Source organism: Novosphingobium lentum NBRC 107847, from assembly GCF_001590965.1.
GTDB classification, from domain to species: Bacteria; Pseudomonadota; Alphaproteobacteria; order Sphingomonadales; family Sphingomonadaceae; genus Novosphingobium; species Novosphingobium lentum.
Map to the genome: position 1 here is coordinate 21,170 of NZ_BCTW01000023.1, position 12,491 is coordinate 33,660.

Genomic DNA, 12,491 nt, shown 5'->3' on the forward strand with positions numbered 1-12,491 from the left:
CAGGCCCGGAATTCCTTGTAAAAGCATAATGGCGCGTTAAGGCAAGCAGCTTGTGCTGCAGTGCGGTAGCGCGCGAGGGAACGAGTGGCGTCGGACAAATCACCTTCAGTCGGTCTCGTCTGGGCGCAGTTCGCGGCCTACCACGTCGATCGTTGCGAAGCCGTTGCCCGACGATTGGCCGGACGCGTGGAGGTGGTCGCGGTGGAAGTCGCGACAACGTCCGAGGCTTATGCTTGGGAACCTTCGGGTGATGTGCCCGGCGCGCGCAAGGTCACCCTGTTTCCGGGCCAGTCGTACGATTCGGTAAGCGCATTTCGCCGATTTCGCGCCTTGTTCGCGGCGCTGCGCCGATGCGACATGGTGCTGGTCGGCGTGAGTTATTCGAACTGGGATGCGATCATGCTGTCGTGGCTGTTGCGCGTGATTGGCGTGCGCGTGGTCGTGATGAGCGAATCCAAGTTCGACGATTTTCCGCGTTCATCCGGGTTCGAACTGCTCAAGTCGGTCGTTCTGTGGGCTTACGGTGCCGCGATCGTGGGATCGCGCCGTCATATGGAGTATTTCCGCTTCCTGCGCTTCCGGCGCCGGCGAGTCCTGCCAGGCTACGATTGCGTGGGTGTCGAGCGTGTCCGCACGCAGGGCGGTGGCGTGCTGGCACCGGATGGGCGCGCATTCGCCGAACGCCCGTTCACCTATGTCGGACGTTTCGTCGCGAAGAAAAACCTGCTCTGTCTGGTCGAAGGCTATGCCGCCTATGTTGCGCTGGCAGGCAAGGACGCGCGGCGGCTGCTACTGATCGGGTCGGGCGCGGAAGAACCCGCGCTGCGCGCCCGCATTGCGGAACTGGGCGTCACCGATCTGGTCGATCTGCCTGGCTTCCTGCCCGCGCACGAAGTGTCGCACATGCTGGCGGGATCGCTCGCGCTGCTGCTGGTCAGCACCGAGGAGCAGTGGGGCCTGGTGGTGAACGAGGCGCTTGCGTTCGGCTTGCCCGCGATCGTCTCGACTGCGGTCGGGTCGCGCGACGCGCTGGTCCGCAATCTGGTCAACGGTTACGTGATCGAGCCTGAATCGGTGGATGGCATCGCCCGGGCCATGTTCGAGCTGTCGGATGAGCCGACCTGGACGCGCATGGTGGCCGCATCGCACGAACGCGCCTGGATGGGCGATACCGAACGGCTTGCCGATGCGGTGGAACTGCTGCTGTACCCCGACAACGACGCGGCCAAGCGCCGCATTACCGATTTCCTGGCACAAATGGAGCTGCACGGCTGATGGCGACGCAACATATTTCCCGGTATTCGACGCGCAAGCGGGTTCTGGTCACCGGTGGCGCCGGGTTCATCGGCTCGCACTTGTGCGCGCGGCTGATCGAACAGGGTCACGAAGTGCTGTGCGTCGACAACTTCTTCACCGGCACGCGCGCCAATATTGCGCCGCTGCTCGATCACGACAGCTTCGAGCTGATGCGCCACGACGTGACGTTCCCGCTCTATGTCGAGGTGGACGAGATCTACAACCTCGCCTGCCCGGCCTCGCCCGTGCACTACCAGTTCGATCCGGTGCAGACGACCAAGACCAGCGTCGTCGGCGCGGTCAACATGCTGGGCCTGGCCAAGCGGCTGCGCGCGCCGATCCTGCAAGCCTCCACCAGCGAGGTCTACGGCGATCCCTCGGTCCATCCGCAAGTCGAATCGTACTGGGGCAACGTCAACCCGATCGGCCCGCGCAGCTGCTATGACGAAGGCAAGCGCTGCGCCGAGACGCTGTTCTTCGATTACAACCGTCAGCACGGCATCCCGATCAAGGTGATCCGGATTTTCAACACCTATGGCCCGCACATGCACCCCAACGACGGGCGGGTGGTGTCCAACTTCATCGTCCAGGCCCTGCGCGGACAAGACATCACCATTTACGGCGATGGCCAGCAGACGCGCTCGTTCTGCTATGTCGATGATCTGGTGCGCGGGTTCATGGCGATGATGGCCACCCCCAACGAGGTGACCGGGCCGATCAACCTGGGCAACCCGGGCGAGTTCACCATGCTCGAACTGGCGCAGATCGTGATCGAGCTGACCGGCAGCACATCCAGGCTGGAACATCGCCCGCTGCCGCAGGACGATCCCAAGCAGCGCCGGCCCGACATCAGCAAGGCCAAGGAAACGCTGGGCTGGGACGTGACGATCCCGCTACGCGAAGGTCTGGTCAAGACGATCGACTATTTCCGCGGTGTCGTCGCCCGCGAGGGGTGACGACACCCGGCCCGCCTGCGAACTGAAGCTGGAGCCTGATGGCTCCAGCAAGTGGACCGGCTCAGAATGAGTAGTCGAGCAGTGCGATGTCTCTCGCATAGATCCGGCCGATCTCATCTCTGAGTTCGGGGGTGTAGTATGACTGGTAGTCAGTGCGGTCGGTCCGGTTCTGCCATGAAAATTTGATCGGGCGCGCCAGTGTTGCGGACAGCCAATCGCTGGTCAGGTCCAGGTTTTCGAGACGACCAATGTGATCGAACGATAGCTCGCCGTTCATGTCGAGCATGTATTCGAATTGCGGCCTGAAAATGCCATCCGCTCGACTGAGGTTCTGGCGGGCCAGCCATTCGAGCACGAACGTGTCGAATCGGTCGAACGCGGGAACCGCGTAACGCGCCGGATTGAGCACCTTGACGGTGTTGCGCGAATTGCGGATCTTGCCGACTTTGGCAAAATGCCACGCCGATACCGCCCTGTCCCATGGATTGCGCGCAATTGTGAACCGGGGCAGGTGCCAGGCCTCTTTTGATGCGACGGCCTGAAAATCCGCGAGGCCGAAATGGCCGATAAAACGGCCAAAAATGTCATCGCAGATGCTGGTGCCCGCGGTCCGCGGCACATGCACGAACACGACGCCCTTGTTGATGAACAGCGAACTGCGGCGGCGCGCACGGATTTTCTGTAGAATGTGCTCGGGGGTTATCTTGACGACGGATTGACGGAACAGGTCAGTCATGCGCACAGGTACACGCGCAAACCAGATCGACGCAGGCCGGATTGAAACAATTCCACTGACGCGACCCCCACTAACTTTCGATAAAATCATGACAGGTCTGTAATTATTGGTCCACCGAAATGGTGCGGATTTTTGAGAAATCTGCGATTTTTGGGGCATCTGAAATGAAACAGGCGCCAGATAAGCCACTGTCGGATCGCACGCGACCGAAGCGCCTGAACACAATGCCCTACCAGCTAAAGGCAGGCCATCGACGGCGGCGCGAGTGATCGCCCCGCATGCGGGGTCAGTCCGCAGGTGCGACTGCGATGATGCCTGATGGCGCGATAGTGGCCTTGGGCTCCGCTTCCTCAACGACGGGCTTCGTTTTGGCAAAAACCGTCCGAAGCGACAGGGCCGGTTTTTCGATGAAGCGCCATGATGCGGCGGCAAATGCCAGAGTGGTCGACAAGCCGAGCACGACAATCGTGACAAACTGCACAATCAGCGGCACGCCTTTGAACACGGGGCCAAGGAAGTACATGTACGCCTGCAGGATCGGGAAATGGTACAGGAACAGTCCATACGAATAGTCCGACTTGACGAGACGATCCCACCACGGGAACCGAACGAATCCGATGTAGACCATGCAATACGTCAAAAATATGCCTGCCAGTGGAGTGAGCACACCGAAAAATACTATTGCCCAATAAATGACAATTGACGCCAAGAACATCCACAATCGCAGCTTTACTTTGTCAGCATGCAGGAAAAATATGACGCCGAACCAGAATATCACGACAATATACCACGGTGTGAAGAAATTTTGGTGCTTGGGATTGTAGTGAACGGGATCGTGATAAAACAGCACGACCATCAATATCACGCCCGCGATCCCGATGCCGAGAAACAGATTTCTGCGGTTGATGATACCTGTCGCCAGGCAAACCAGCATGATCAGATAGCAATAGAATTCCGACGGCAGCGTCCAGAGCTGACCATTGACCACCCTCGGATCAGGATTGTTGAGGAACACACCAGGCAGATAAAAATACACCCAACCGACGATGTTGCCAAAATAGCGGAAGAATTCCGGGTCGGTGAAATAGGCGCCTAGCGGCAAGGCCGTAACGAGCGGGCCGAGGATGAACGCCGACAGCAAGGTTTCCACCGACAATGCCGGAAAGATCCGCAGCACGCGGTTGGCAAAAAACTTAGGAATGCTGCCGGTGCGAAGGGCACTGCCGGCGATCAGGAAGCCACTGAGCGCAAAAAACAGGCCCACCATCGAATGGAATGCCGGGCGTATCATTTCCTGAAGCGTGAAATGCACTGGCCCGGCCTGGGATGCTTCTGCAGCGGCGCCGGCAGCACCAGCATTGGTGATGCCGGCCGCGGCCAGCAGGTCTGCGCTGTGCGCCCAGTAGACCACCTGGCGGCAGTGAAACAGAACGATGGCGATCGAAAGCGCGTGCCTCAGAAAATGGAAGCCGGGCCCAATGCCCCTGTTCTGGTCGAGAGCATTCTTCAAAGTCATTGAGCTTCCCTCGACGTTCGCAGATGCAATAGCAAGCTACGGCAACCAAGGTCAACCGAAGGCCGGACCCGTCCGGCCCTCGTCATCCGGCGCTCCCTTCTGGCAAGACCCTCGGCCGATGGTGCAGATTTCCTTGCCTGCAGCAAACCGTCCGCATAAAGGTTTCGCATGCGCACAACCCCGCTCGAGGATGATCGTGGCCGACCACCGCCTCGGATGGGTAAAATGGTGGCGCACCCTTTTTGAACACCGCTGCAATTGGGAAGTTGGCGGCTGGGCAGTTGTGGGAATGGTTTGATGACGAATGGGGCGACAGGCACTCGGATGGCAAACCCCGTGCGATGGGATGGATCCCCCACACATGGCACATTTGTAGCGATCACCGGGGTTTCAATGGCAGCAATTGAGCGCGGGATATCTCGACGTGTACAGCCATATCCTCGCGGTATCCAGGCGTGGCCGACGACGGCCCGAAGCGTCTCCGTCGGGTTTTTGTCGGACGAGCAATGATGGAACAGTGCATTTCCGTGTTGGTGACGGCGTCGCCACTGTGCGATCTAGGACGCTGAAAGGTCAGCTATGTATTTCGTCACGATGTGCCTGTCCTTGCTGACATTTATTTTGGTTTCAGCCTATTTTTTAAAATCCGACGCCTTTTCCCTGCATCACCCGTTGACGTTTTATACCGCATTTCATGGGCTGACCTTTGTAATAAGGCCATTTCTGGCTTATTTTTATGACTATAGTATGCTGTACTATGCCTATGGCTTTCACCCCACTATCGACGACAAGATAACTGTCATTTTGGCATCGAACCTTGGCTACATATCTTTTGCATTTTTCTGCCTCAGGTCCGGGTCATTGAAACTTCAGTTTAAACAAGATGAGTTCGCCGAGGAAGAAAAACGACGTTTGGCGAGCTCTTTTATTTGGGTTCTCGCCATTTGTGGGCCATTTGCGGTATATTCAGCTGTTCACCTCTACTCTTATGGTTTTGAAAACATGGTACTCGATAGAGGTACCGGTATATCGATCAACACAACAGGGAATGGTTATCTCACGGATGGGCAGCTTATGCTTATCCCACTTTGTGCCATTTTTGCCTGGGTAAATCGATTTAGGCTTTATTCGCTGATTCCACTGATCATCTACATTGCTTTGCTGGGAGGGACCGGTCAACGGGGTCCGTTCGTCGCCGCAATGGCAACGACCGGACTGCTGTTCCTCTATGAGAAACAGCTGCGATTTCCCGGCATTCGGCTAATTCTCCTGTTGATACCGATTGTCGTGCTCTTTCGCGTCGTAGGCGATGATCGCGGCGCATCGATCAAAGCGTATTTGACGCTGGACAGTCGCGAGATTTCCGCAGTTGCGGCAGAACGTCAGGATAAAGGCCTGCGTCCGCTCGAGAGCATGGACTACGCGAACATGGAGTTTTTCGAATACCTCGTGTACGCTATTCCCCAGCGGACCAAGACCTACGGCTACTTCCTCGACAATCTGCAGATTTTCACCGAGCCAATCCCGCGGAAATTCTGGACGGGAAAGCCGATTGGTGAGCCGATCAAACTCTTCGACCTCTTGGACTATGGTTATCCGATTGGCATGACACGATCGCTTCCCGGCGAAGGCTGGTATGCGTTTGGCTGGGCCGGTGTGGTGATCTGGTGCGGGTTGTTCGGCCATGTCCTCGGCCTGTTCTACCGCAAATTCGTCGAAGGATCGCAATCGACGATGGTAGTGGCAACGTACATGGTGTTCGTTACCAGTTTGATTGTGGGCTTTCGCGATGGCGTTCTTCTCACCATTATTCGTCAGACGGCATTTTTCTTGCTCCCGATCGCGGTGTGGTATGCTCTGGCGAAGACGCTGCAAATTCCCAGCGCCGGGGAAATGCGCCGTCGCGCCGTGTTGAAGATGCGGCGGACCTTCGTGACGAATGGCGCAGAGGCGGCGCAGTCTGCGCAACCGCTGCTGCCGGGGACGGCCGCATCGACCGTCCCGCAAACCGCCCAGGTCGTGTTCGTGCCACCAGCCGTGCGCCGCCGGCGCGAGGCGCTGCGGCGGATGAAGCTGGAACAGGGCCCGACGTGAGCGGACCGCTTGCGGGGCGCCGCGTCGGGCTGCTGACAGCATCGGCCTCGCGATCGGGCGGCGGCGTGTTCGAAGCGGTCGTGGCGCACGCCGCGCTGATCCGGTCGCTGGGCGGAGAGGTGCGGGTGTTTGCACTCGACGATGCCGACGCCGCCCATGACAAGGACCGGCTCCAGGGGTGCGCGGTTGATCTGCTGCGCATCGTCGGCCCGCGCCAGGTCGGATATGCCCCGGACATGGTCAAGGCGCTGTGCGCCGCCAACCTCGATATCCTGCACCTGCACGGGATCTGGATGTACCCGTCGCGCGCGGGCGCCGCATGGGCGGCGCGCACCGGGCGGCCCTATTTTGTCTCGCCGCACGGCATGCTCGACCCGTGGATCACCGCGCGGGGGCGCTGGAAGAAGCGGATCGCGCGGATCGGCTATGAGCGCGCAAGCTGGGCCCGCGCCGCCGCGCTGCATGCGCTGACCGCGCGCGAGGCGACCGACATCGCGCGCGAGAGCGGGCGCAGCGACAGCCTGGTGATCCCCAATGCCGGGCCGGCGCTGGCCCCTGCCACCGCCGCGCCGGCCGGCCGGAACGTCGTCTACATCGGCCGCGTGCATCCCAAGAAGAACCTGGTGGCGCTGGCCCAGGGCTGGCTGCAGGCCAACCGACCCGCTGGCGCGCGGCTGCTGATCGCTGGCTGGGGCGATCCCGCCGACGTCGCCGAGCTGGAAGCGGCGATCGCCACCGCCGACGGCTCGGTCGAATTCCTCGGGCCGGTGTTCGGCGAGCGCAAGGCGAAGTTGCTGGCCGAAGCGCGGCTGGTGGTGCTGCCGTCGCACAGCGAAGGCCTGCCGATGGCGATGCTCGAAGCCTGGGCCAGCGGCGTGCCGACGGTGATGACCGAGGAATGCAATCTGGCCATCGGGTTCGATGCCGGTGCCGCGATCCGCTGCGGCTACGATGCGCCCGCCATCGCCGCCGCGCTTACCGCGGGGCTGGGACTGAACGATGCGGGCTGGAGCCGCATGTCGGACGCGGCCCGCGCGTTGGCCGATACGCAGTTTTCGCAGGCCGCCGTCGCGGCGCAATGGGCGCAGGCCTATGGCGCGGCGCTGAAGGCGCAGGCGGCGGCATGACGCTGCTCGACGCGCAGGCGACACGCCCGCTTGAGGGCGGCGCCAGCTTTTCGCTGCGCAACAGGATGCTGCGCGTGGTGTGGATGGCGACGTGGCTGGTGCTGGCGCGGTTCACCCCGCCGCCGCTGCACCGCTGGCGCCGCCGGATCCTGCGCCTGTTCGGCGCGCGGATCGCACCCGGCGCGCGCGTGCATGCCAGCGTCATGATCTGGCTGCCCGCCAACCTGACGCTGGGCGAGCATGCGCTGATCGGGCCGGGCGTGCGGATCTACAACCAGGGCCACATCGCGATCGGTGCGCGCACGGTCATCTCGCAGCGCGCGCACATCTGCGCCAGCACCCACGACGTGCGCGATCCCGCGTTCCAGCTGGTGCTGCGCCCGGTCACGATCGGCGAACGCTGCTGGGTCGCGGCCGAGGCGTTCGTCGGCCCCGGCGTGATGATGGCCGACCGCGCGGTGCTGGGCGCACGCGCGGCCCTGTTCACCGACGTGCCCGAAGACGCCGTGTTTTCGGGCAATCCGGCGGTGTTCGTGAAGCAGCGCGGGTTGCGGGCCGAGTAACCCGCCGTCGGGCCGTCCGCCGCAGTCGGGTCTGTCCGCCTGCGTCAGGCCCCGCGACCGGGCGTGAGCACGTCGACCACCGCCTGCATGTCGGGCACGTGTTCCAGGTCGCCGCACAACCGCACCAGTTCCGCGAGGCGTTCGTCCGCAAACGGCACGGCGGCGAACCGGGCGCAGGCCGCCAGCTTGGCGATCTGGTCTTGCGTGCTGAACGGATTGTCCGTGTGGCCCTTGGTGAACGGCGTCGTGCAGCGGTGCACGGTGCCGTCGCGCAAGGTGATCGCCACGGGAAAGCCCTCGAACTCCTGCGGATTGGCGGCATCGAACGTGATGTGGATGCGCTCCATCAGCGCGCGCTTGTCGGCGCGGGCGATCTCGGCGGGATGCAGGTCATCAAGGAAGAAGCGTTGCTCGATCGCGGCAGTGGCGATCGCATAGGGCGCGCTGAACATCGCTTCGGGCACGGTCACCGGGTGCCACTTGGCCTGCGCCGGCTCGAACGTCATGCGGGCGCCGTTGCTGCCCACGGCATCGATCCGCGCGATCATGCGGTGGTCGATGGCGTGGCGCTGCATCAGCGTGATCGTGCTGGCGATGAACGAGTGGGTGAATTTGCACGCCGGGTACGGCTTCATCGACAGCCCTTCGGCCAGGTGCCAGCGCGTGCCCAGCCCATCGGTCAGGCGTTCCGGATTGACGTCGTCCCAGCCGACGTGGCGCAGGATGCCCGCCGGTTCGCCGCGAAAGATGCCGCGCGGTCCGGTGACGCCGCGCCGGGTCAGCAACACCGCCTTGATCGCGGTATCGCCCGCGAACGAATGTTGCACCCGCGCCATCTGCGTGCCCTCGGCATACTTGGAGTGTTCCGACAGGCTGTGCACCGAATAACAGATGCCCAGCGCATTCCACGTCTCGTCCACGCTGCGGCCCAGCATGCGTGAGACCGACGCGGCGCTGCACAGCGATCCGTACCATTCGCCCGGAATGCCCGCGACGGGCTGGTAGCGCGGCATGTTCAGCGCCGCGCTGCACCGCACGCTCAGCTCCGCGCCGGTGACATAGGCGGCGAGGAATTCGCGCCCGGTCACCGGCCGGTCGGCCAGCCCCAGTGCGGACAGCATGGTCGGCACATTCCATTCGGTGACATGCCCGCCGGTTTCGTGGACATCGCCCATGTCGATCGCGCGCGCCATCACCCCGTTGGCGAACGCGGCCATCGGCGCGGGCACGCGGTGGCCGTAGACCAGCACCGTGCCCTGCTCTGCACCGCCCCATTCGGCGACCAGATCGACGATGCCGGGCACCACTTCCCAGCTCGACCCCGCGATCAGCACCGACAGCGTATCGAGGATCGCGCGCTTGGCCAGCGCGATCACGGCTGCGGGAATGGCCTCATACGGCGTCTCGATGACCATCCGCGCCAACGCTCCCGCCGGATCGTCGGCCACGCCGGCCGTCACAGGAACGGGGGATGTCACAGGAAAGGGGGATGTCACAGGAATCGGGGATGGCGCGGGCGCGGGGATCGCACCGGCCGGAGCCTCGCCCGCAAGGATCAGATTGTCGGTCATGGCAAAGCCCTCCGCAAGATGGCCGGCTTCCCGCCCGCTCGCGGGCCAGTGTGGCACAATTCGCGGCAGAAGCCAGCAGGCCCGGTTCGACACATGCGATCGCCCCGCCACCAACCTCGCATCGCACAAGTCGCGCTGTGCAATCGGGCAGGGACGAGCCACAATTTCCCCTGTCCTACACGCCCCGTCCGCGTCTAGACTCGCCGGGTTCTTTGCCATCGTTGCAACCTGTTGAAACGCCACGGCATTTCCGCCGCCTGCGCGACTCGCGCTCGAAACCATTCGCAGGCCACTCGGGCAAAGTTAGTGAAGCTGGCGAAGGCCGATTGTGCCCGCCAGCGCATTGCGCCGGGGCGCGATGTTCCCCATATGTCGCGGATGGCCGAACTCGTTATCCGCCGCGGGCTGGCAGAGCCCGATACTTCCGGCGCCTTCACCCCGCACAAGCCGGCGCGCCCCGACAAGTCGGACGGCGGCAAGCCGTTCGTCATCAGTTCAGAATACGAGCCGGCGGGCGACCAGCCGACCGCGATCGCCGATCTCGTCGCCGCCGCGCGCGAGGGCGATATGACCCAGGTGCTGCTGGGCGTGACCGGATCGGGCAAGACCTTCACCATGGCCAAGGTGATCGAGGAACTGCAGCGACCCGCGCTGATCCTGGCGCCGAACAAGATCCTCGCCGCGCAGCTTTATGGCGAGTTCAAGAGCTTTTTCCCCGACAACGCGGTGGAATATTTCGTCTCGTACTACGATTACTACCAGCCCGAAGCCTACGTCCCCCGCTCCGACACCTACATCGAGAAGGAAAGCTCGGTGAACGAGGCGATCGACCGGATGCGCCATTCGGCCACCCGCGCGCTGCTGGAGCGGGATGACGTGATCATCGTCGCCTCGGTCTCGTGCCTGTACGGCATCGGCTCGGTCGAGACGTATTCGGCGATGATCTTCGACTTGAAGAAGGGCGACACGGTCGATCAGCGCGAGATCATCCGCAAGCTGGTGGCGCTGCAGTACAAGCGCAACGATGCGGCGTTCCAGCGCGGCAACTTCCGCGTGCGCGGCGACAGCCTGGAAATCTACCCGTCGCATTATGAAGACCGGGCCTGGCGCATCTCGTTCTTCGGCGACGAGATCGAGGACATCGCCGAGTTCGATCCGCTGACCGGCAAGGCGGGTACGCACCTTGCCACCGTGCGCGTCTATGCCAACTCGCACTACGTCACCCCCGGCCCGACGATGCAGCAGGCCGCGCAGGCGATCCGCTTCGAACTGGCCGAGCGGCTGAAAGAGCTGGAGATCGAGGGCAAGCTGCTGGAAGCGCAGCGGCTGGAACAGCGCACCAACTTCGACCTGGAGATGATCGCCGCCACCGGCAGCTGCGCCGGGATCGAGAACTACAGCCGGTTCCTCACCGGGCGGCTGCCGGGCGAACCGCCACCGACATTGTTCGAATACCTGCCCGAAAACGCGCTGCTGTTCGTCGATGAAAGCCACCAGACGGTGCCGCAAGTGGGTGCGATGGCCAAGGGCGATCACCGCCGCAAGATCACGCTGGCCGAATACGGCTTCCGCCTGCCCAGCTGCATCGACAACCGCCCGCTGCGCTTCAACGAATGGGACGCGATGCGCCCGCAGACGATCGCGGTGTCGGCCACGCCGGGCAGCTGGGAGATGGAGCAATCGGGCGGCGTGTTCGCCGAACAGGTGATCCGCCCCACCGGGCTGATCGATCCGCCGGTGCTGATCCGCCCGGTCGAGGACCAGGTGCAGGACTGCATCGAGGAATGCCGCAAGGTGGCCGCCGTCGGCTACCGCACGCTGGTCACCACGCTGACCAAGCGCATGGCCGAGGACCTGACCGAGTTCATGCACGAGGCGGGCCTGCGGGTGCGTTACATGCACTCCGACGTGGAAACGCTCGAACGCATCGAGCTGATCCGCGATCTGCGGCTGGGGGTGTACGACGTGCTGGTGGGCATCAACCTGCTGCGCGAAGGGCTCGACATCCCCGAATGCGGGCTGGTGTGCATCCTCGATGCCGACAAGGAAGGCTTCCTGCGCAGCGAAACCAGCCTCATCCAGACCATCGGCCGCGCCGCGCGCAACATCGACGGCCGGGTGATCCTTTACGCCGACCGCATGACCGGCAGCATGGAACGCGCGATCGCCGAAACCGACCGCCGCCGCGCCAAGCAGGTCGAGTACAACGAAGAACACAACATCACCCCGGCCTCGATCAAGCGCGGCATCCAGGATATCGTCGCCCACTCCGCCAGCCGCGACGGCGTGCTGATCGAGATCGGCGATCCGGAACGCAACAACCTGGTTGGCCACAACTTGCGCGGCTACATCGAGGACCTTGAAAAGCGCATGCGCAACGCTGCCGCCGACCTGGAATTCGAGGAAGCCGGCCGCCTGCGCGACGAGATCCGCCGGCTGGAAGCCGACGAGCTCGGCATCCCGGACGGCGAGAAGAAAGCGCCACTGGTGGGCCGGAGCAACGAGGGCAAGCCGGGCACGCGGAAGACGCGGTACGGCAAATCGCAGAAGAAGTGGGGGCGGTGAGGTTCGCCCTTAAAGCGTAATGCTTAAACCGACGGCGGTAACCGGCGCGATTCAAATCACTCACGGG

Annotated in this window: 9 protein-coding genes; 6 read left to right on the top strand and 3 right to left on the bottom strand. The window is 62.8% G+C overall.

Going from position 1 to position 12,491, the window contains the following annotated elements; genetic code table 11:
* The first annotated feature begins 84 nt into the window (after positions 1 to 84).
* Positions 85 to 1,275: a glycosyltransferase gene (locus NL2_RS17610; protein WP_157083234.1), complete on the top strand. Its 1,191-nt coding sequence runs from the start codon at positions 85 to 87 to the stop codon at positions 1,273 to 1,275.
* Complete coding sequence (locus NL2_RS17615; protein WP_068077198.1) at positions 1,275 to 2,252, top strand: UDP-glucuronic acid decarboxylase family protein; 978 nt, start codon at positions 1,275 to 1,277, stop codon at positions 2,250 to 2,252. The genes NL2_RS17610 and NL2_RS17615 overlap by 1 nt, the downstream gene beginning before the upstream one ends.
* Before the next feature lie 61 nt (positions 2,253 to 2,313).
* Here the strand turns inward: NL2_RS17615 and NL2_RS17620 are convergent, their stop codons facing one another.
* Together NL2_RS17620 and NL2_RS17625 are read right to left on the bottom strand one after the other, a co-directional pair.
* Positions 2,314 to 2,988, bottom strand: coding sequence for a sulfotransferase family 2 domain-containing protein (locus NL2_RS17620; RefSeq protein ID WP_068077200.1), 675 nt, complete (start codon positions 2,986 to 2,988; stop codon positions 2,314 to 2,316).
* Between the two features lie 286 nt (positions 2,989 to 3,274).
* Positions 3,275 to 4,504 (bottom strand): acyltransferase family protein, encoded by a 1,230-nt coding sequence (locus NL2_RS17625; RefSeq protein WP_068077202.1) that lies wholly within the window; start codon positions 4,502 to 4,504, stop codon positions 3,275 to 3,277.
* Positions 4,505 to 5,083: 579 nt separating this feature from the next.
* Between NL2_RS17625 and NL2_RS21265 the strand changes: the two genes are divergently transcribed.
* From NL2_RS21265 to NL2_RS17640, 3 genes are read left to right on the top strand one after another with little or no spacing between them, the layout of a single operon-like run.
* The gene (locus NL2_RS21265) at positions 5,084 to 6,598 is read left to right on the top strand and encodes an O-antigen polymerase (protein WP_157083236.1); all 1,515 of its coding nucleotides are present in this window, start codon (positions 5,084 to 5,086) and stop codon (positions 6,596 to 6,598) included.
* Positions 6,595 to 7,725, top strand: coding sequence for a glycosyltransferase (locus NL2_RS17635; protein ID WP_068077206.1), 1,131 nt, complete (start codon positions 6,595 to 6,597; stop codon positions 7,723 to 7,725). Before NL2_RS21265 ends, NL2_RS17635 begins: the two co-directional genes overlap by 4 nt.
* Positions 7,722 to 8,288, top strand: coding sequence for an LbetaH domain-containing protein (locus tag NL2_RS17640; protein WP_068077208.1), 567 nt, complete (start codon positions 7,722 to 7,724; stop codon positions 8,286 to 8,288). The genes NL2_RS17635 and NL2_RS17640 overlap by 4 nt, the downstream gene beginning before the upstream one ends.
* A gap of 44 nt (positions 8,289 to 8,332) precedes the next feature.
* On the opposite strand, the gene NL2_RS17645 is transcribed toward NL2_RS17640, so the two are convergent.
* Positions 8,333 to 9,736: an MmgE/PrpD family protein gene (locus NL2_RS17645; protein WP_245647744.1), complete on the bottom strand. Its 1,404-nt coding sequence runs from the start codon at positions 9,734 to 9,736 to the stop codon at positions 8,333 to 8,335.
* Positions 9,737 to 10,237: 501 nt separating this feature from the next.
* Here NL2_RS17645 and uvrB point away from each other — a divergent pair.
* Positions 10,238 to 12,424, top strand: a complete 2,187-nt coding sequence (gene uvrB, locus NL2_RS17650) for an excinuclease ABC subunit UvrB (RefSeq protein ID WP_068077270.1) — start codon at positions 10,238 to 10,240, stop codon at positions 12,422 to 12,424.
* Positions 12,425 to 12,491 lie beyond the last annotated feature (67 nt).